This window comes from Sphingomonas zeicaulis (assembly GCF_050433225.1).
In the GTDB taxonomy this organism is placed as follows: Bacteria; Pseudomonadota; Alphaproteobacteria; order Sphingomonadales; family Sphingomonadaceae; genus Sphingomonas_D; species Sphingomonas_D zeicaulis.
The window spans coordinates 164,499-184,628 of the sequence record NZ_JBNPXQ010000001.1; the positions used below are offsets into that span (position 1 = coordinate 164,499).

The 20,130-nt window shown below is 67.6% G+C and carries 17 protein-coding genes; 9 read left to right on the forward strand and 8 right to left on the reverse strand.

The annotated features are described in order from the left end of the window. Nucleotides 1-56 precede the first annotated feature (56 nt). From FHS96_RS00885 to FHS96_RS00895, 3 genes are all read left to right on the forward strand, one after another. Entirely contained in the window at nt 57-809 is a 753-nt protein-coding gene (locus tag FHS96_RS00885) for a FadR/GntR family transcriptional regulator (RefSeq protein ID WP_429587342.1), read from the forward strand. Between the two features lie 355 nt (nt 810-1,164). Beyond that, on the forward strand, nt 1,165-3,408 hold the full coding sequence (locus FHS96_RS00890) for a TonB-dependent receptor (RefSeq protein WP_429587343.1): 2,244 nt from the start codon (nt 1,165-1,167) through the stop codon (nt 3,406-3,408). 22 nt (nt 3,409-3,430) lie between these two features. Continuing rightward, a complete protein-coding gene (locus FHS96_RS00895; RefSeq protein ID WP_429587345.1) occupies nt 3,431-6,064 on the forward strand; it encodes a glycoside hydrolase family 2 TIM barrel-domain containing protein in 2,634 nt (877 codons plus the stop codon). A 30-nt stretch (nt 6,065-6,094) separates the two neighbouring features. Here FHS96_RS00895 and FHS96_RS00900 read toward each other — a convergent pair whose 3' ends face one another. Then, nucleotides 6,095-7,558: a helicase HerA domain-containing protein gene (locus FHS96_RS00900; protein WP_429587346.1), complete on the reverse strand. Its 1,464-nt coding sequence runs from the start codon at nt 7,556-7,558 to the stop codon at nt 6,095-6,097. A gap of 122 nt (nt 7,559-7,680) precedes the next feature. On the opposite strand from FHS96_RS00900, the gene FHS96_RS00905 reads away from it, so the two are divergent. Then, nucleotides 7,681-8,058 carry a hypothetical protein gene (locus tag FHS96_RS00905; protein WP_429587347.1) on the forward strand — a complete coding sequence of 126 codons (378 nt, stop codon included), beginning with the start codon at nt 7,681-7,683 and terminating at the stop codon, nt 8,056-8,058. 35 nt (nt 8,059-8,093) lie between these two features. Next, a complete protein-coding gene (gene dinB, locus FHS96_RS00910) occupies nt 8,094-9,167 on the forward strand; it encodes a DNA polymerase IV (RefSeq protein WP_429587348.1) in 1,074 nt (357 codons plus the stop codon). A gap of 70 nt (nt 9,168-9,237) precedes the next feature. Here the strand turns inward: dinB and FHS96_RS00915 are convergent, their stop codons facing one another. The 3 genes from FHS96_RS00915 to FHS96_RS00925 form a co-directional block, all read right to left on the reverse strand. Next, nucleotides 9,238-9,678 (reverse strand): hypothetical protein, encoded by a 441-nt coding sequence (locus FHS96_RS00915; protein WP_429587349.1) that lies wholly within the window; start codon nt 9,676-9,678, stop codon nt 9,238-9,240. A 135-nt stretch (nt 9,679-9,813) separates the two neighbouring features. After that, nucleotides 9,814-10,011, reverse strand: a complete 198-nt coding sequence (locus FHS96_RS00920; RefSeq protein ID WP_429587350.1) for a hypothetical protein — start codon at nt 10,009-10,011, stop codon at nt 9,814-9,816. A 163-nt stretch (nt 10,012-10,174) separates the two neighbouring features. After that, nucleotides 10,175-11,569 carry a M20/M25/M40 family metallo-hydrolase gene (locus tag FHS96_RS00925; RefSeq protein WP_429587352.1) on the reverse strand — a complete coding sequence of 465 codons (1,395 nt, stop codon included), beginning with the start codon at nt 11,567-11,569 and terminating at the stop codon, nt 10,175-10,177. Nucleotides 11,570-11,705: 136 nt separating this feature from the next. Here FHS96_RS00925 and ettA point away from each other — a divergent pair, with 136 nt between their 5' ends. After that, nucleotides 11,706-13,385 (forward strand): energy-dependent translational throttle protein EttA, encoded by a 1,680-nt coding sequence (gene ettA, locus FHS96_RS00930; RefSeq protein WP_429587354.1) that lies wholly within the window; start codon nt 11,706-11,708, stop codon nt 13,383-13,385. Nucleotides 13,386-13,563: 178 nt separating this feature from the next. Next, a complete protein-coding gene (locus FHS96_RS00935; protein WP_429587355.1) occupies nt 13,564-15,132 on the forward strand; it encodes a fatty acyl-CoA synthetase in 1,569 nt (522 codons plus the stop codon). A 9-nt stretch (nt 15,133-15,141) separates the two neighbouring features. Here FHS96_RS00935 and FHS96_RS00940 read toward each other — a convergent pair whose 3' ends face one another. Further along, nucleotides 15,142-15,354 (reverse strand): hypothetical protein, encoded by a 213-nt coding sequence (locus FHS96_RS00940; RefSeq protein WP_429587357.1) that lies wholly within the window; start codon nt 15,352-15,354, stop codon nt 15,142-15,144. A 107-nt stretch (nt 15,355-15,461) separates the two neighbouring features. Between FHS96_RS00940 and FHS96_RS00945 the strand changes: the two genes are divergently transcribed. Further along, nucleotides 15,462-16,445 carry an alpha/beta fold hydrolase gene (locus FHS96_RS00945; protein WP_429587359.1) on the forward strand — a complete coding sequence of 328 codons (984 nt, stop codon included), beginning with the start codon at nt 15,462-15,464 and terminating at the stop codon, nt 16,443-16,445. Further along, nucleotides 16,442-17,557, forward strand: coding sequence for an NAD(P)/FAD-dependent oxidoreductase (locus FHS96_RS00950; RefSeq protein WP_429587360.1), 1,116 nt, complete (start codon nt 16,442-16,444; stop codon nt 17,555-17,557). Before FHS96_RS00945 ends, FHS96_RS00950 begins: the two co-directional genes overlap by 4 nt. A gap of 92 nt (nt 17,558-17,649) precedes the next feature. Here the strand turns inward: FHS96_RS00950 and rnhA are convergent, their stop codons facing one another. The 3 genes from rnhA to ispH are packed head-to-tail and all read right to left on the reverse strand — an operon-like array spanning nt 17,650 to nt 20,050. Next, nucleotides 17,650-18,117 carry a ribonuclease HI gene (gene rnhA / locus FHS96_RS00955; RefSeq protein ID WP_429587361.1) on the reverse strand — a complete coding sequence of 156 codons (468 nt, stop codon included), beginning with the start codon at nt 18,115-18,117 and terminating at the stop codon, nt 17,650-17,652. 7 nt (nt 18,118-18,124) lie between these two features. After that, nucleotides 18,125-19,081: a homoserine kinase gene (thrB, locus tag FHS96_RS00960; RefSeq protein WP_429587363.1), complete on the reverse strand. Its 957-nt coding sequence runs from the start codon at nt 19,079-19,081 to the stop codon at nt 18,125-18,127. 6 nt (nt 19,082-19,087) lie between these two features. Beyond that, the gene (gene ispH, locus FHS96_RS00965) at nt 19,088-20,050 is read right to left on the reverse strand and encodes a 4-hydroxy-3-methylbut-2-enyl diphosphate reductase (protein ID WP_429587364.1); all 963 of its coding nucleotides are present in this window, start codon (nt 20,048-20,050) and stop codon (nt 19,088-19,090) included. Nucleotides 20,051-20,130 lie beyond the last annotated feature (80 nt).

Genomic DNA, 20,130 nt, shown 5'->3' on the forward strand with positions numbered 1-20,130 from the left:
GTCTGGTCTGATGTCTCTCCGCTTGTGTCAAGACGGCTGATGTGGAATCCCGGCATATGGCCAGCGCACCCCGCAAACTTTATCAGCGCATCGCCGAGGAAGTCGCCTCGGCCATCGCCGACCGCCGCTATCCCCCCGGATCGCGTCTTCCGGGCGAGCGCGATCTTGCCGAACATTATGCGGTCAGCCGCCCGACGATCCGCGAGGCGATGATCGCGCTGGAGATTCGCGGGCTGGTCGAGGCGCGGCAGGGGTCGGGCATCTATGTCAGCGCCGTGCCGCAGCCGCTGGCGGACCTGCCCGAACTCGATGTCGGCGCGTTCGAACTGGTCGAGGCGCGGATCATGTTCGAGGGTGAGGCTGCCGCGCTCGCCGCCACTGCGATCGAACCCGCGGGCCTCGATGCGCTCGAAACGGCGCTGGCGGACATGGCCGCGGCTGCACCCGGATCGCCGGCGGACCTGCAGGCGGACCGGCATTTTCACATGCTGATCGCCGAGGCGACGGGCAACAGCCTCGTCCAGTCGGTGGTCGAGATGCTGTGGAACGTACGCGAGCGCTCACCGCTGTGCGTCGCGATGTTCGATCAGGCACGGCACGAGGGCGTCACGCCCCGCGTCGACGAGCACCGCCTGATCGTCGAGGCGCTGCGCACCCGCGATCCGCAAATCGCGCGCCAGGCGATGCGCACCCATCTGCGGCGGGTCACCGATGACCTGCTGGCCGCGACCGAATTGGAACTGATGCAGAAGGCGCAAGCCGAGGCGGAAGCGCACCGGCACCGAATCGCGCGACGGGCCGCGCTTTAGGGTTCGGCAGAGAGCCGAGAACTTGGCACCAGGATGTCCGTCATCCCGGCGTTGAGCCGGGATCCTGCCTCTTTTTCTGTGACACGCGAACCGCTCACATGCTGCCGGGATCGCATTTTCGTGCGCATGAGGTTTGCCCGACAGCGGGGAAGAAGCGGGCCCCCGGCTCGAGGCCGGCCGGGAATGACGGTGACTATATTTCGTCGCGACCTTCGATGCCCGCCAGTCCCGACGCACGCCTCAAGGTGAGAGAGACACCCTTTCGCCCAAAAACTCCCACATAGCGGCCTGCAAGTTGACAGAGTGGGAAATCTCGCCCTAACTGGCCTTACCAATAGGGAGAGGGGTTCAATCCATGCGCGTCCCAAAGTTGCTATCTGTCCTGACCACCGCCGTTTGCCTGCCGGCGCTGGCCTATGCGCAGGAAGCGGCGCCTCCGCCGCCATCGTCCGATGACATTGTCGTCACCGCGCAAAAGCGTTCGGAAAATCTGCAGGACGTGCCGCTCGCCGTCACCGCGCTTTCCGAAGGCGCGCTCGGCCGCGCCGGCGTGCAGAATTTCTCGGATCTGACCAAGGTCGTCCCCTCTCTCACCATCACGCCCGGTGACCAGCCCGCGAACAGCTCGATCATCCTGCGCGGCGTCGGCACCTTCGCGTTCAGCATCGGCGTCGAGCCCGCGGTCGCGGTGGTGATCGACGACGTCCCCGTCGCCTTCCAGGCGCAAGCCTTTACCGACCTGATCGATCTCGAGCGCGTCGAGGTGCTGCGCGGCCCACAGTCGACCTTGTTCGGCAAGTCCGCCTCCGCCGGCCTCGTCAACATCACCACCGCGCGGCCCAGCTCGGACTTCACGGTGAAGGGCGATTTCCGCATCGCCGAGAATGACGAGCAGCGCGCTGCCGTCGCGCTGTCGGGCCCGATCACCAACACCCTGTCGTTCCGCGTCAGTGGCGATGTCAGCCATTTCCGCGGCATTGTCCGCGACCTTGAGAACGATCAGTGGCTCAACGGCCGCAAGGAGCGCGGCGTGCGCGGCAAATTGCTGTGGGAGCCGACGCCCGAACTCGAAGTCACCCTGCAGGCGCGATACCGCAAGACCGACACCGATTGCTGCATCTCCACGCTGATCGCGATCGATCCCACCGCGAACTTCTACAATCTGCCGCAATTCCCGCAGTCGGTGGCGCTGGAAGGCATCACCGTCGACAAGCACAATCTCAGCATCCGCACCGACGATCTCGTCCAGTCGGATACGCGTGATCGCGGCGGTTCACTGCGCATCGCCTACGACATCGGCGATCACAGCCTGCTCTCGATCACGTCCTACAATCGCTTCAACCTGGAGGATTCGCAGGATCTGGATGGGACCGCGGTCAACCTCAACCCGGCGGTGTCGCCCGGCGCCCCCGCCGGTGGCCGTGTCAACTTCGGCGAGTTCGCCGCCAAGCAGTGGACGCAGGAACTGCGCCTGATCTCGCCGGACGGCAATCCGCTGCGCTACGTCGCCGGCCTGTTCTTCGCGGATAGCGACCTCAGCCGGTCCTATTTCCGTGGCCCCACGATCGGCCGCGCCAACTGGGATGCCGTCGCCTCCAACCGCAACTATGCGGTGTTCGGCCAGGCGACCTGGGAGTTTATCGAGGAAACCAGCCTGATCCTCGGCGCGCGCCTCAACCGCGAAGAGATCAGCTACGTCTACAACAACCGGCTTAACAACCAGAGCTTCTCGGGCAACAACGCCGATACCGCCTTCACCGGCAAGATCGGGCTGGAGCATCATTTCACGCCGGATATCATGGCGTTCGGCTTCTACGCCCGCGGCTACAAGGGCCAGGCATATGACCTGACCAGCAGCTTCAACGCCGCCATCGCCGCGCGCCAGCCGATCAAGCCCGAAACCTCGGACGATTTCGAGGCGGGCGTTCGCACCCAGTTGTTCGACCGGCGGCTCACGCTCAACCTGACCCTGTTCAACACCACCTACGACAATTTCCAGGCGCAGGAAGGCGAGCCGACATTGGCCGGCGCGTTCATCCTCAGCAATGTAGGTTCGGTCCGCACCCGCGGCGCCGAATTGGAAGGCAGCTTGCGGGTGGGCGACCGGCTGACGCTCGCCGGCGGGCTTTCCTATGTCGATGCGAAGATCCGCGAGTTCGATCGTGCGCAATGCTATGCCGGGCAGACGGCGGCGCAGGGCTGCGTCGGCGGCGTGCAGGATCTGGCGGGCGGCCGCCTCAACAACGCCCCCGAATGGCGCGGCAACATCCGCGGCGATTATGAGGTGCCCTTGCCCTCGCTGCCGTTCGACGGCCTCGTCTCGCTCTCCTACACGTGGCAGTCGAAGGTCAATTTCGCACTGTCGGGCGATCCCGTGACCGAGCAGAAGGCCTATGGCCTCGCCAACCTGCAGGTCGGCATCCGCGACCGCGACGATCGCTACACGCTGACATTGTTCGTCAACAACCTGTTCGACCAGGAATATGCGGCTGGCCTCGCCAATGCGCAGAACTATTATGGCGGCCGTCTCGCGGTGAACCGCAACCCGGCGCGTGACTTCAATCGCTATGGCGGCATCCGCCTGACCACCAGCTTCTGATCGCGCAACCAAAGGCCATATGATGTCAAAGCTCGCCTGCTTCACCTTGCCGGTGATCCTCGCCGCCGTTGCCACACCCGCCTTCGCCCAGCATCGGCAGACGATGCCGCTGGTCGAGGGCTGGCGCTTCGAACTGGGCGATCATCCGGCGGCCGCGCAGGCGGGCTTCGACGACAAGGGCTGGCAGCCGGTGGTGTTGCCGCACAACTGGAACCGGATGGGCGGCACCGCCGAGAAGCGCTCCGACTATCAGAACGTCCACGGCCCCGGCTGGTATCGGATGAGCTTCCCGACGCCGGAGAAGATGGGCGATCGCCACGCCTGGATCGAGTTCGACGCGGCAAGCATCATCGCCGACGTCTGGCTGAACGGCGTCAAGCTCGGCCGCCATGCGGGCGCCTTCGCCCGCTTCCGTTTCGATGCCACCGCGGCGCTGAAGTCGACGGGGGATAATCTGCTGGTCGTCCGCGCCGACAATTCCTCGCCGCGCGATCCGGGCTCGCCCACTGCCGAGATCCCGCCGATGAACGGCGACTGGCCGATGTATGGCGGGCTCTACCGCCCCGCGCGGCTGGTGCTGACCGCACCGCTGCGCGTGGCGATGCACGACATGGGTGGCCCCGGCATCTATGCGCGCACCGAGGCGGTGGAGGGTGGCGCCGCGCGCATCGCCATCACCACGAAGCTGGAGAACGACCAGCCCCGCGCCGAAACCGCCGAGATCATCACCACCATCCTCGATGCGGACGGCCGCGCCGTCGCCACCGCGCGCGGCAAGCAGCCGGTGCCGGGGAAGGGTGGCGCCGAACTGGCGCAGACGCTGACCGTGCCGGACGCGAAGCTGTGGGATGTCGGCAAGCCCTATCTCTACCGCGTCCGCGTCGACATCGCCGATGCCAGGGGCCGGCTGCGTGACCGGGTGGAACAGCCGCTCGGCATCCGCACCTTCCGGATCGATCCGAACACCGGCTTCTGGATCAACGGCGCGCATGTCGACCTGCGCGGCGTCTCGCGCCATCAGGATCGGCCGGTGAAGGGCTGGTCGATCGACGATGCCGACATTGCCGAGGATATGGACCTGATTCGGGAGATCGGGGCCAACACCTTGCGTCTCGCCCACTACCAGCATGCCGATGCCGCCTATGACGCGGCGGACAAGGCCGGGCTCGTCACCTGGGCGGAAATCCCGCTGGTCGATCGCTCGGCGCCCTGGGGGCAGGAGAAGACGACGCCCGGCTTCGCCGCCAATGCCGAACAGCAGCTCCGCGAGCTGATCCGCCAGACCTACAACCATCCCTCGATCGCGGTCTGGTCGATCGCCAACGAGGTCAATCTCGAAGCCGCGAAGGGCAGGGGCACCTCCAACGCGAAGCCGCTGCTCGAACGGCTGCAGAAGGTGGTGCATGAGGAGGATCCGAGCCGACCCGCGACCTTGGCGGACTGCTGCGGCTCGATCCCGTCCGAAGCGCGCGAGGGGCTGGATACGGTCGCCGGCATCACCGACGTGATCGGCTATAACCGCTATCATGGCTGGTACGCGCCCGACGTGACCGTGCTCGGCCCCGATCTCGATCGCCTGCACGCGCTCTATCCGAAGCAGCCGATCTCGATCAGCGAATATGGTGCCGGCGGCGCGCTGACCCAGCACAGCGACGATCCCACCGCCGCACCGATCGCGCCGTTCGGCCGCCCGCACCCGGAGGAATTCCAGAGCTATGTCCTCGAGGAAAGCTGGCGGCAGATCGCATCCAAACCCTATGTCTGGGCGAGCTGGGTGTGGAACATGTTCGATTTCTCGAACGAACTCCGCCTCGAAGGCGACCTCACCGACACCAACGACAAGGGGCTGATCAGCTTCGATCGCAAGACGAAGAAGGACGGCTTCTATTTCTACAAGGCCAACTGGTCGAAGGAGCCCTTCGTCCACCTGACCAGCCGCCGCTATGTCGACCGACCCTATCCGCTGGCCGATGTGAAGGCCTATAGCAACCAGCCGAGCGTGCGGCTGAGCCTCAGCGGCCGCGACCTCGGCGAGGCGAAATGCGATCTCGGCATCTGCCGCTGGCCCAACGTGGCGCTCGATACCGGCACCAACCGGCTCGAGGCGAAGGCGGTCACGGGGGCGGGCGCGGTCTCCGACGCGGTCGAATGGCAGTTCGCCGGCAAGCCCGGCTTCTACGCGATCCGCGCTGGGACGTTGGTCGGCAAGCGCGGTGCGGACGGCCTGCTCTGGGGCTCCGACGTGTTCGTGAAGGGCGGGGCCGGCAATTTCCGCGACAAGCCCTCGTCCAGCCGCGGCGGCCAGCCCGGCCCGGCCCGGCCCGTGTCGGGAACCACCGACCAGGCGCCCTACGAAAGCTGGCGCTCGGGCGACTTCGCCTATGCCATCCCCGTGCCCAAGGGCCGCTACCGCGTGACCTTGCACCTGTTCGAGCCCGACGCGGCGATCAAGCCCGGCGCCCGCCTGTTCACCGTCTCCGCCGAGGGCCGCCCCGCGCTGCGCCGGCTGGACGTGGTGAAGGCCGCCGGCGCCCCGATGACCGCGCTGGTGCGGACGTTCGAGGTGGCGGTGAAGGACGACAGGCTGGATCTCGCCTTCAAGGGTGAGGCGGGCGAGGCCGTGGTCAGCGGGATCCGCGTGGAAAGGCTAAAATAAAAACGCCCCTCCCGGTTGCGGGAGGGGGACTTAAGCCGCCTGTGCCTCCGATGGCGCCGTCGTCCACCCCAGTTGCGGCACCGCGATCGTGCGCTTGCCGGCAAGATCGGTGCGCGAGGCGATCAGCCCGCGCTGTTCGATGAATGCCAGCAGGCGTTTCACCCGCCCCGGCGATTGCGTGCCATAGACCGCGGCGATCGCCTCGTTGGAGGGGCAGGCTTCGCCCTCGCGCGCGGCCCGGGCGATCAGCAGGAAGGCGCCCAGCATGTCGTCGGGCAGTTCGCCCGCCAGCGCCATCGCGTGGCCCCAATCCTCGTCGCCGGCAAGGTCGATGCCCGCGCGCGTCGCGGCGAGGCGGCGGCCGAACTCGGCAAGCCCGATCGAAGCGGCCGAGACGCCGAGCATCCGGCAGCGCGTCTGGAAATCCTGGTAGAGCACGGCATTGGCGCGGAAGCCGCTGTCCGGGTCCGCCACCAGATCGCGCAGTGCGCGGTCGATCGCCTCCGCCAGCTTCTCGGGATCCACCGGCTCGGGATCGGGCAGCGCGGCGGGGGCGGGGCGCTCGATCGCGTCGATCACCTCGGCGGCGGGCACCGGGCGTGGCGCGGGGGCGACCAGCGGCAAGGTCGGCTCGATCGGCACCGGCGCCAGCAGCAGATCCCGCATGTCCGCGGCGGGCGCCTGTTCGGGGAGCGGCAGCAGCATCACGCCGCCGCTGCGCGCGCTTGTCTTGACCGGCCCGATCTTCACCGAGACGGGCCGGCGCGAAATGGCGGGGCCGAGCGCGAGGAAGGAGCCGCGCTGCAGGTCACGGATCTGCTCGGCCTGCCGCCGGTCCATGCCCAGCAGGTCGGCTGCGCGCGCCATGTCGATGTCGAGGAAGGTGCGCCCCATCAGGAAGTTGGAGGCTTCCGCCGCGACATTCTTGGCGAGCTTGGCGAGGCGCTGGGTGGCGATGATGCCGGCGAGGCCGCGCTTGCGGCCGCGGCACATCAGGTTGGTCATCGCGGTCAGCGAGGCGCGCCGGATGTCGTCGGGCACGTCGCCCGCGGCGGCGGGGGCGAAGAGCTGCGCCTCGTCCACCACCACCAGCGCGGGGAACCAATGCTCGCGCGGGGCATCGAACATTGCGGCGATGAAGGCGGCCGCGCAGCGCATCTGCGCCTCCACGTCCACACCCTCAAGGCTCAGCACCACCGAGGCGCGATGTTCGCGGATGCGCGTGGCGAATCGGGCGATCTCGCGTTCGCTATGGTCCGACGCCTCGATCACGACATGGCCGAACGGCTCGGCCAATGTCACGAAATCGCCCTCGGGATCGATGATCACCTGCTGGACCATGCCAGCGCTGCCCTCCAGCAGGCGGCGCAGAAGGTGCGATTTTCCCGAACCCGAATTGCCCTGCACGAGCAGGCGGGTGGCAAGCAATTCTTCGACATCGATCGGCACGGAATGACCCGTGCCGTCGGTCCCCATATCAACGCTGACGGTCACAGCGCCTCTTTGGCGCACTGGGGCGCGGATCGGCAAGCGCTATGGCATGCGATTCGGCGCGTCGAGGCTTGGAACGGCGGGACGGAGCAGGCCGTTCTGTGGTGGTGATCAAGGAGATTGAGATGAAGGCAAGGCATATCGGCTATGCGATCGGCGTCGCGAGCGTGGCGGTTGGAGTGGTCGATCTGGTTTTCCGCCGCCGCCTCGCCCAGAGCCTGGGCAGCGGCGAATCCGGCGCCCGGATGTTCCAGGCGGCGGGCGTGCGCGAGGTAACGACCGGCGTCGCGGCGATCGCTGCCCCCGAAAGCGCCGCGCCGATCTGGGCACGCTTCGCCGCCGATGTCGCCGATCTCGGCACGCTCGCGGTGGCGGCGGCCAAGGCGGACGAGGCGAAGCGCGGGCAGGCGGTCGCCGCCTTTGCGCTCGTCGGCGCCGTCGCGGTGATCGATTTCCTAGCGGCGCGCGCGGTGCAGCGCCGGCGGCAGGCGTTCATGCTCTAGCGCCGGCGCGCTTCGCGCGGCATGGTCGCTACGCGATGGTGCGCAAGATCATCCATGTCGACATGGACGCCTTCTATGCATCGGTCGAGCAGCGCGACGATCCGGCGCTGCGCGGCCGGCCGCTTGCGGTTGGCCATGGCGGCGGGCGTGGCGTGGTCGCCGCGGCCAGCTATGAGGCGCGCGCGTTCGGGGTGCGATCGGCGATGCCCTCGGTCACCGCGCTGCGCCGCTGCCCCGATCTGCTGTTCGTGCGCCCCCGCTTCGATGTCTACAAGGCGGTCTCGCAGCAGATCCGCGCGATCTTCCTCGATTATACCGCGCTGGTGGAGCCGCTCTCGCTCGACGAGGCTTATCTCGACGTCACCGAAAATCGTCGCGGCCTGCCTTCCGCCACCGCGACCGCGGAGGAGATTCGCGCGCGCATCCTCGCCGATACCGCGCTCACCGCGTCCGCCGGCATCTCCTACAACAAATTTCTCGCCAAGCTCGCCTCGGACCAGAACAAGCCCAACGGCCAGTGCGTCATCACTCCCGCGCAGGGCGCCGCGTTCGTCGCGGCGCTGGAGGTCGGGCGCTTCCACGGCATCGGTCCCCGCACGGCGGAAAAGATGAACCGACTTGGCATCTTCACCGGCGCCGACCTGCGCGCGCACGACCTCGCTTTCCTGCAGGCCAATTTCGGCAAGGCGGGCCGCTGGTATCACGCGATCGCGCGCGGCGAGGATGATCGCGCAGTGACGCCGGATCGGCCCCGCAAATCCTCCGGCTCCGAAACCACCTTCGCGCGCGATCTGGCGACGCCGGCGGAGGTGGAGCAGGGCGTCGCCGCGATGGTCGACGATGTGTGGGGCTGGTGTGAGCGCAGCGGCGGCAGCGGCCGCACGGTCACGCTCAAGATCCGCTACGCCGATTTCCAGCAGGTCACCCGCAGCCGCACACTGGCCGGTTCGGTCGACAGCCGCGCGACCCTGTTCGAGACCGCGGTGGCGCTGGTGCGCGGCCTTTATCCGCTGCGCGCCGGCATCAGGTTGATTGGCGTCACCTTGTCCAAGCTGGAGGATCCGGACGACGGCCCGGTGCGCGAGCCCGAGCTGGATCTCGCCGGCTGATACCGCCCCGCTCGGTCTGCGACCGATCGGGAGCGGGTTTCGCTCAGGCTCCGCGCGAGCTCACCGGGGGCTATTCGAATTCGCGCGCCAGCGCCTCGGTATCGAGCGTATCCGTGTTGCGCATCGCGATCGCGCCGCGGATGCCGTTGACGATGCCGGCGGCGATGAACAGGTGGAGGATGATCCCGAGCACGCCGGGAAAGCCGATGAAGAATTTGCCGATGAACTCCACGAGGAACACCAGCATCAGCACGCTGCCTGCGATCAGCCCCCGGTTATGGTGAAAGCGCCACGCAGCGATCAGCGCCACTAGGATTTCCACCCCGACGATGACGAGGAGCAGGATCTTGTCTTCGTCGGTCGAGATGCCGGTGCGGCCGTCTTTGATGATCAGTCCAAGCACGCCGCCGAGCACGGCCAATCCCGCGAATGCCAGAGCCGCCAGCCTGCCGAAGCGGCTGCATCGCATCGCATCGTCGATATCGATGATTTCCGGAAACAGCTTCGCCATGCGTTGATCCCCCGATCGCCCCGTCACGGATGGTAGCGCGGAGCAGGCGACCGGCAACAAAAAAGGGCGATCCCCCCCCGGGGACCGCCCTTTTTCGTATCTCGATCCCGTGCCGCGATGCGGCACGGAAGCCGATTACATCGCGTTCGTCGCGTTGTCCGCAACGTTGTCGATGGCTTCGGCAGCGTTCTCGGAGATGTTCTCGATCGCGTCCTCGGCGTTCGCCGCAACGTCTTCGACGTTCGCAGCGGCGTTCTCGGTCGGGGTCGTCTCACCGCAGGCGGCCAGGGTCATCAGGCCGGCGGCAGCGAGAACAAAGCTCAGCTTCTTCATTCGTATTGCTCCCATAGCGTCTTGTTCGCATCCGGCCCGAATGCCGTTGCGAGCCGATCCAAATAAAGGGCTCGGACCGGCCGTCAATGGGAATTTTACACGACCGGGCTCGGGATTTCTCCCGCGCTGTGAGGGGAAATAGCTGAACAACGGCTGAATTCCGTCACTTTTGCGGCACTGCAGCAAGGGTTTCGGGCGCGTTGGCCGCAAGCCACAACATGGCCGTCCAGGCCGCAACATTCTGCCTGAGCTGCGCTGGATCGACCTTGTCGAGCGTATCGTCGGGGGTGTGGTGGATGTCGAAATACCGAGTCCCGTCCTGTTCGAGGTCGATCACCGGCACCCCTGCCTTCACCAGCGGCGCGATATCCGCACCCCCCGTCGCAGGTGCCGGATTGCGGCCGATTCCGATGGGCGCCAGCGCCTGGGCGATGCGATCGCCCAGCGGCGCGGCGGCGGCGGGCAAGGTGAATTTCACCGACCACACCCGGTCTGCGCCGAAATCCGATTCGGCGGTCAGCACATGCTTCTCGTCGCGATGCGCGGCGAGATAGGATGGGCCGCCGCAGCCGCCGACCTCCTCCGCCCCATACCATACGACCCGGATCGTGCGCCGCGGCTTGCCCGCGGCCATCACCCTCTTCGCCGCGGCGGCGGTGATGGCGACGCCCGAGGCATCGTCGATCGCGCCGGTCGCGAGATCCCAGCTGTCGAGATGGCCGCCCACGGTGATGATGCCGGCTGAAGGATCGCTGCCCGGCACCTCGGCAACGACGTTGCCCGACTGGCCGGTGGCGCTGAACGTCGGCGTCAGCAGCAGCCGCATCGTCACCGGTTTGCCGCGCTTCAGGATGCGCTGGAGGTTTTCCGCGTCTGGCAAGGAGAGCGCGGCGGCGGGAATCGCGGTGGTACCTGCCGGGAAATTGGTGTTGCCGGCATGCGGGTTGCGGTGGTGATCGGTGCCGACCGAGCGGATGACGATCGCGGCGGCGCCCTTGGCGGCGGCAACGGCAGGGCCGCGCCGGCGCACCGCGCCGAATACGCCATAGGAGGATCCGTCCTGCGTGGCGGTCATCGCGTGGCTCACGAACGCGATCTTGCCCTTCAGACTGCCGGCCGGTGCGGCCTCGAGCTCGGAGAGCGTCTCGAACGCCACCACCTCGGCCTCTATGCCGTCGGCCGGCGTCGCCGCGCTGTTGCCGAGCGCGGTTACCGCAAGCCTGGCGGGGAAGGGCGCGATCACCGTCGCCTGCTCCGCGCCGCGCGTCCACACCGGCATCTCGCAGGTCTCGATGCGGACATTGCTGAAGCCCAGCGCCTTCAGCCGCGGCACCGCCCAGGCGCGGGCGCGCGCCTCCGCCTCGGTGCCCGCCTGGCGCGGGCCGATCTCGGTGGTCAGACCCTCCACCAGATCCCAGGCGACGGTGTCGCCCGCGAGCGCCGCATCGCGCAGCTTGCCCGCGGTCGCCACCGGATCGTCGGCGGGCGCGGCGCGGGCCGACTGGCCGGCGAGAATGAGGGAAAGGGCGAGGGCGGGGAGGATGGCGCGCTGTTTCATGGACTTGGTGTAACCCGATGAATCCCCATATGGGAACGGGTCCGATCGCCTTCGGCGCGTTTGCCAAGCGGGCTTGCGCGCGCTAGTGGCGGCGGCAGTTTTTCCAGATCAGCATTCCCACGGAGCCCAGACCCCCATGGCCGTTCAATACAGCTTCGTCATGAAGGGCCTGACGAAGACCTTTCCCGGCGCGAACAAGCCGCTGTTCAACAACATCCACCTGCAGTTCCTGCCCGGAACCAAGATCGCCATCATCGGCGTGAACGGCGCCGGCAAGTCGACGCTGATGAAGGTGATGGCCGGTATGGATACCGACTATCAGGGCGAGGCGTGGGCTGCCGAAGGCATGCGGGTCGGCTATCTGGCGCAGGAGCCGCAGCTCGATCCCAACAAGAATGTGATCGAGAATGTGAAGGATGGCGTGCGAGGCGTCGCCGACATGCTCGATCGCTTCAACGAGATCTCGACGATCATGGGCGATCCGCCCGAGGACGCCGATTTCGACGCGCTGCTCGCCGAGATGGGCGAGCTGCAGGAAAAGATCGACGCGGTCGACGGCTGGACGCTCGACAACCAGCTCGAGATCGCGATGGAAGCGCTGCGCTGCCCGCCGGCCGACTGGAGCGTCGAGAGCCTGTCCGGCGGTGAACGCCGCCGCGTCGCGCTGTGCCGCCTGCTCCTCGAAAAGCCCGACATCCTGCTGCTCGACGAGCCGACCAACCACCTTGACGCCGAGAGCGTCCAGTGGCTGGAACAGCATCTGATCGAATATGCCGGCAACGTCATCCTCGTCACCCACGATCGCTACTTCCTCGACAATGTCGTGGGTTGGGTGCTCGAACTCGATCGCGGCCGCGGCCTGCCGTTCGAGGGCAATTATTCCGCCTGGCTCGAAGCCAAGGGCAAGCGGATGGAGCAGGAAGACCGCGAGGAGGCGGGTCGCCAGAAGGCGATCAAGGAAGAGCTGGAGTGGATCCGGCAGAGCCCCAAGGCGCGCCAGTCCAAGTCGAAGGCGCGTATCCGCGCGTTCGACGAGCTGGTCGAAAAGCAGAATGCCCGCGCGCCGGGCAAGGCGCAAATCGTCATCCAGACGCCCGAGCGCCTCGGCGGCAAGGTGATCGAGGCCAAGGGGCTGACCAAGTCCTATGGCGAGAAGCTGCTGTTCGAGGGGCTGGATTTCACCCTGCCGCCGGGCGGCATCGTCGGCGTGATCGGCCCCAACGGCGCCGGCAAGTCGACCTTGTTCCGCCTTATCACCGGCCAGGAACAGCCCGACGAAGGTGCGATCGACATCGGCCCGACCGTGAAGCTGGGCTATGTCGACCAGAGCCGCGACGCGCTCGACGGCAACAAGAATGTCTGGGAAGAAGTCTCGGGCGGGCATGACATCATGACCGTCGGCAAGTTCGAGATGTCGACCCGCGCCTATGTTGGCGCGTTCAACTTCAAGGGGCCTGACCAGCAGAAGAAGGTCGGCCAGCTCTCGGGCGGTGAACGCAACCGCGTCCACATGGCCAAGATGCTGAAGCAGGGCGGCAATGTGCTGCTGCTCGACGAACCGACCAACGACCTCGACGTCGAGACGCTGCGCGCGTTGGAAGAGGCGCTGGAGAATTTCGCGGGCTGCGCCGTGGTCATCAGCCACGATCGCTTCTTCCTCGATCGCCTGGCCACCCACATCCTCGCCTTCGAGGGCGACAGCCATGTCGAATGGTTCGAGGGCAATTTCGAAGCCTATGAGGAAGACAAGCGCCGCCGCCTGGGCGACGCGGCGGATCGCCCGACGCGACTGGCTTACAAGAAGCTGACGCGCTGAGATCGAAGGGCGGGGGCCGGGGCTCCCGCCCTTTTTTATCCGATAGGCGACGAATCGTCGGAAGGCCGCTTCCAGGAAGTTGGAGCGCTCCCGATCGACCCATGTATAGTTCCGTCAGGGGGATGCCGGCACGCAGAGGCCGCACCCGTCCGGAGAGAGATGCATGGGAGAACAGCGCATGGAGCGCCATTCGGTCGTCGAGACAGCGCGCAGCCGCGTCGTCAGCGATATCGTCCGCCTGCAGGCCCGCCGCACGCCCGACAAGATCGCGCTCGTCTATGAGGGCCGTCAGGACAGTTTCCGCGATCTCGACACGGTGATCGATCGCACCGCCAACGCTTTGCGTGCCGCCGGCATCGGCGAGGGCGATCGCGTCGCCCTCCTCTCCCACAACAACCGCAGCTATGTGCTGCTGCGCTTCGCCATCATCCGCGCCGGCGCGATCTTCACGCCGATCAACTTCATGCTCAACGCCGGCGAAATCGCCTATATTCTCGACCATTGCGGCGCGGCCGCGGTGATCGTCGAGGATGCGCTGTGCGAAACCGCGCAGGCCGCGCTGGACATGCTGTCCGCGCCGCCTGCGATCCGCGCCTTCATCCGCCATGAGGACGTGGCACCGCCGGGTGGCTGGGTGGATGGCGATGCATGGCTCGATCATCCCGATGCCACGCCGGTCAGCTGCGCACGCGGCGAGGATGAGCCCGTGCAGATCATGTACACCAGCGGCACCGAATCCCGTCCGAAGGGCGTGTTGCTCAGCTCGCGCGCGCTGCTTGCGCAATATGTGAGCTGCATCGTCGATGGCGGCATGGATGCGGGCGACGTCGAGCTGCACTGCCTGCCGCTCTACCACTGCGCGCAGCTCGATGTTTTCCTGAGCGTCGATCTCTATCTCGGCGCGACCAGCATCCTGCTGCGCGCGCCCGATCCGGCGGCGATGCTGGAAGCGATCGAGCGCCAGCGCATCACCAAGCTCTTCTGCCCGCCGACCGTTTGGATCGCGCTGCTGCGCCATCCCGACTTCGATCGTCGTGACCTGTCGTCTCTGGCGAAAGGCTATTACGGCGCTTCGATCATGCCCACCGCGGTGATCGAGGAATTGTTGCGCCGCTTACCCGGCCTGCGCTTGTGGAACGTCTACGGCCAGACGGAGATGGCGCCGGTCGCGACCATCCTCCACCCCGAGGATCAGCTCCGCAAGCTGGGCTCGGCCGGGCAGCCGGTCCTCAATGTCGAAACGCGGATCGTCGACGATGAGGATCGCGACGTGCCCGCGGGCGAGGTGGGCGAGATCGTTCACCGCGGCCCGCAGGCGATGCTCGGCTATTTCCGCGATCCCGCGAAAACCGAGGAGGCGTTCCGCAACGGCTGGTTCCACTCGGGTGATCTCGGGCGGATGGACGAGGACGGCTATCTCTACGTCGTCGACCGCAAGAAGGACATGATCAAGACCGGGGGCGAAAACGTCTCCAGCCGCGAGATCGAGGAGGTTCTTTTCGCGCATCCGCAGGTCGCCGAAGCGGCAGTGTTCGGCGTGCCGCACGCGCATTGGGTGGAAGCGGTGACCGCGGTCGTCGTGGCGCGGCCGGGCGAGGCGCCGAGCATCGACGTGCTCGCCGCGCACTGCCGCGAACGGCTAGCCGGCTACAAGCGCCCCAAGCGGATCGTGTTGATCGAGGCGCTGCCCAAGAATGCCAGCGGCAAGGTGCTGAAGCGCGAGCTGCGGCTGCGCTTCATCGACTGATCGCGCAGCTTACAGCCGCGGGCGGGGCGGGGCGATGCGGGTTCGCTCGATGTCGTGGATCCGCTCTTCCTGCGCGCGGCGGGTGGCGATGTGCGCGGCCCGCTCTTCCTCCAACTGGCGGCGCAGGCGGCGATTGCCGCCGCTGCGCATCATCATGCCGATGACGATGCCGAGCAGCAACAGCAGCGCCATGATCACGAGCGTCTTGGTCGAATAGTCCATCGCGGATCGCTCCCGTCGTTACGGGGCGACAACCGTCCTGCGGCCGGACTGTTCCGGCGCGCGTGCGGTTTGAAATCGCGGCGCCATCATGCTTAGGAACGGCATCGATGATGTCCGCCGTTTCCCCCGATGCCGTTCCGCCCCCAGCGCCATTCGATCGCCGGTCGATTCCCGCCGGCGCGGTCGTCGGTCGCTGGCATGCGCCCGATGGCTGGGATCATCGCAGCTTCGCCTGGGATCCGGCGGGGGCGCCGCGCGGCAGCCTGTTGTTCCAGGGCGGCCGCGGCGACATCTTCGAGAAATATCTGGAGGCGTTCGATCATTGGCGCGGCCGCGGCTGGACGATCCGCTCGTTCGACTGGCGCGGGCAGGGCGGTTCCGGCCGGTTGGGGCGCAATGCCGGCGTCGGCCATGCCGAGGATTTCGCGCATTGGGTCGAAGATCTCGCCGCCTATGTTTCGGAATGGGTCGCGGCCACGCCCGCGCCGCATGTGATCGTCGGCCATTCGATGGGCGGCCATCTGGTGCTGCGCGCGCTGATGGAAAAGCGGGTGCAGCCCGATGCCGCGGTACTTTCCGCGCCTATGCTCGGCCTGCGCAGCGCGCCCTTCACGCCCGGCATCGCCGGGGTCATCGCGCGCGGCATGACATGGGTCGGCCGGCCGGACCGTGCCGCGTGGAAATCGCCCAACGAACGGCCGGGGCCGCCCTTCACCCCCCGCGCGGCGCTGCTGACGCACAGCGCCGATCGCTATGCGGATGAGCAATGGTGGAAGGTCGAACGGCCGGAGATCAATCTGGGCGCGCCGAGCTGGCGCTGGCTGGCGCTCGCCTTCGCCTCCTGCGCGGCGTTGGAGCGCCGTGGCGCCGTGGAAGGCATCGATACGCCGCTGCTGATCCTCAACCCGCTGGAAGACAAGCTGGTCGACTCGGCGGCGACGCGGCGGATCGCCGCCCGGCTGCCCGACGTCCGCATCCGCAACTGGGGTCCCGAATCGGCGCATGAGATATTGCGCGAAGCCGATCCGGTGCGCAGCGATGCGCTGGCCGAGATCGATCGCTTCCTCGATGAGCGAGCGCCCGCACGATGAGCGATGCGGATGTGCTGATCGTCGGCGGCGGCATTGCCGGCGCCAGCCTTGCGGCCGAACTCGCGCCCTTTCTGCGCGTGCTGCTGATCGAGGCGGAGGACCAGCCCGGCTATCACAGCACCGGGCGTTCGGCCGCGTTCTGGGACGAAAGCTATGGCGGCCCCGGCGTGCAGCCGCTGACCACCGCCTCGGGCGACTGGCTGCGCGCGCCGCCGCCGGACGTGTCGGACCATGGCTTCCTCGGCGATTGCGGCGCGCTCTACATGGGGCGCGACGAGGATATCGCGCTGATCGACGCCTATGAGGAGACCTTCGGCGGCGCGATCGCGCTGCGGCGGCTCGATCGTGCGGCGCTTGAGCGGCACGTGCCCGGGCTCGATCCGCGCTGGACGCACGGCGTGTTCGAGGCGAGTTGCGCCGATATCGACGTCGGCGGCGTCCATGGCGCCTTCCTTCGCCTTGCCCGCCGCGCGGGGGCGGTGATCCTGCCGTCGCGCCCGCTGCAGGCGGCGGAGCGGCGCGACGGGCTTTGGCATGCGCGCACCCCCGGCGGCACGCTGACTGCTGCTACACTGGTCAACGCCGCGGGCGCCTGGGCGGATCATGTGGCGGCGGCATGCGGCGTCGCCCCTGTCGGCATCACCCCCTATCGCCGCACCATCGTGCAACTGCGCACCGATCCGGCGCCGCCGGCGGTGCTGCCGCTGGTGCTCGACATCAGCGGCACCTTCTATTTCAAGCGCGAGGGCGGCGGCCGGCTGTGGCTGAGCCCGCATGACGAAACTCCCTCGGACCCGCTCGACGCCGCGCCTGAGGAACTGGACGTCGCGATCGCGATCGACCGCTTCCAGGGCGTCGTCGACTGGCGGGTAGCGGCGGTGGAGCGCAAATGGGCGGGGCTGCGCAGCTTCGCGCCCGACCGGCTGCCGGTCTATGGCTTCGATCCCGCCGCGCCCGGCTTCTTCTGGTGCGCCGGGCAAGGCGGCTTCGGCATCCAGACCGCCCCCGCCGCGGCCCGCCTTGCGGCGTCGCTGCTGCTCGGGCGCGTGCCGGACGGGATTGCGGAAGGGATTGATCCGACGCCGTTCTCGCCCGGAAGGTTCGCGGCCTGATTCTTCCTCCCTGAGCTCTGCTCGGGGAGGACATATCCGATCGGTCGCGACGCGATGCGTGAATGCGGCCGGCCCGTAGGGGAAGAGGCTTCCTACCCCCGCCGCGCCGCATAGGCGGCGTCGCTCGCTAGTTTGTCCGCGCGCTCATTGTCCGGGTGGCCGGCATGGCCCTTCACCCAGGTCCAGTCGATGCGGTGCGGGGCGGCGGCCGCGAGCAGCGCCTGCCACAGATCGGCATTCTTCACCGGCTTGCGATCGGCGGTCTTCCAGCCGTTGCGGCGCCAGCCGGCGATCCACTTGGTCAGGCCGTCCATCACATAGCGGCTGTCGGTCGACAGCTTAACGCGGCACGGCCGGTTGAGCGTTTCCAGCGCGCGGATCGCGGCCATCAATTCCATGCGGTTGTTGGTGGTCGCCGGATCGCCGCCCGAAATATCCTTCTCGTGCGGGCCGAAGCGGATCACCGCGCCCCAGCCGCCGGGGCCGGGATTGCCCTTGCACGCGCCATCGGTGGCGATCTCGACCTCGGGCATGTCGGTCGTCGCGTCAGTCTCTGTCATAGGGAAATCAGGCCAGCAGGTCAGGGTTCTGGGCGTAGAATTCGAGGCGCCTCAGGAAGGCGATCGGATCCTTGCGGGTGACGAGCGCGTCGGCAGGCGTGTTCAGCCAGTCCCACGCGCGGGTCAGCAGGAAGCGCAGGCAGGCGCCGCGCGCCAGTGCGGGAAAGGCGGCACGCTCCGCATCGGTCAGGTCGAAGCCGGCTTGATAGCCGCCGACCAGCGCCGCGCCCAGCGCGGGGTGATAGCCGGTGCCGTCATTCTCGAAGCACCAGGCGGCGTGCGTCACCGCCAGATCCCAGGCGCGGATCTCGGTGCAGGCGAAATAGAAATCGATCACGCCGCTGACCGCATCGTCGAGCATCAGCACATTGTCGGGGAACAGGTCGGCATGGACCACCGACTGCGGCAGATCGCGCGGCCAGTGCGTGTCGAGCCAGGCGAGCTCGTCCGCAACGATGCGGCGCAGGCCGGGGCGGATGGCGTCGAGATCGGCGCCGCAGCGCGCCGCCAGCGCGTGCCAGCCCTCGATCCCCAGGCTGTTGGCGCGGTGTCCGGTAAAATCGGCGAGTGCCGCGTGCATCGTGCCCAGCGCGCGGCCCGCGGCAGCCGCCTGCACCGCGGTCGGCCGGCTGACCGAGACGCCGGGCAGGAACTCGATCAGGCAGGCCGGGCGGCCGGCGACGGTCTGGATCTGCACGCCGTTGCGGTCGGCGATGGCGCGCGGCACCGGCGCGCCGGCATCCGCCAGATGATCGAGCAGCGCCATGAAGAAGGGCAGGTCGCCGGCATCGACGCGCTTTTCATAGAGCGTCAGGATGAAGCGGGCATTGCTCGTGTCGACCAGATAATTGCTGTTCTCGACACCCTCGGCGATGCCCTTAGCGGAAACCAGCGCGCCGACGCCCTCATAGCGCGCGAGCAGCGCCGCCAGTTCCTCGGCGGAGACCTGCGTATAGACGGCCATCCGGGGTCAGGCCGCTTCGAGGCCGCGCGGCAGCTTGAACGCCATCGTCTCGACGGCGGTGGTCAGTTCCTCGCTCACCACCTGGTAATGCGCCGAAAGCGTATCGACCACCTCGCGGACGAGCAGTTCGGGTGCGGAGGCGCCGGCGGTGATGCCCAGCGTCTGCACGCCGTCAAGCCAGCCAAGGTCGATCTCGGACGCGCGCTGGATCAGCATCGCGCGGGTGCCGGAGCGCTCGGCGACCTCGACCAGCCGCACCGAGTTGGACGAGTTGGGCGCGCCGATCACCAGCATCGCATCACACTGCGCGGCGATCGCCTTGGCGGCGGTCTGGCGGTTTGAGGTGGCGTAGCAGATATCCTCGCCGCGCGGCGCCTGGATCGCCGGGAAGCGCTCCATCAGCGTGCGGACGATCTCGGCCGTGTCGTCCACCGAAAGCGTGGTCTGGGTGAGGAAGGAAAGCTGGGTCGGATCGGCAGGCTGCAGCGCCAGCGCATCCTCCACCGTCTCGATCAAGGTCATCGCGCCCGCATCGACCTGGCCGAAGGTGCCGATCACCTCGGGGTGGCCGCGATGGCCGATGAACAGGATATGCTTGCCGGCGGCGACCAGCCGCTCGGCCTGGCGATGGACCTTGGAGACCAGCGGGCAGGTCGCGTCCAGCCAGGTCAGTCCGCGCTCGGTGGCCTTGTTGGGCACCGCCTTGGGCACGCCGTGCGCGGAAAACACCACCGGGGCATCGTCCGGCACCTCGTCCAGTTCCTCCACGAAGATCGCACCCTGCGCGCGCAGGCTGTCCACCACGAAGCGGTTGTGGACGATCTCATGGCGGACATAAACGGGCGCGCCGAACCTCTCGATCGCCAGTTCGACGATGCGGATCGCACGGTCGACACCCGCGCAGAAGCCGCGCGGCGCGGCGATCAGCAGCTTGAGCTGGGGCAGGGCGGCGGGGGCGGCTTCGGTCATCACGCAGGCGGCTCTACGCGATTGCTTGCCTGCACGAAAGGCGGTTCCTATGATCCGCCCGCCCGAGGGGCGGCAGATCC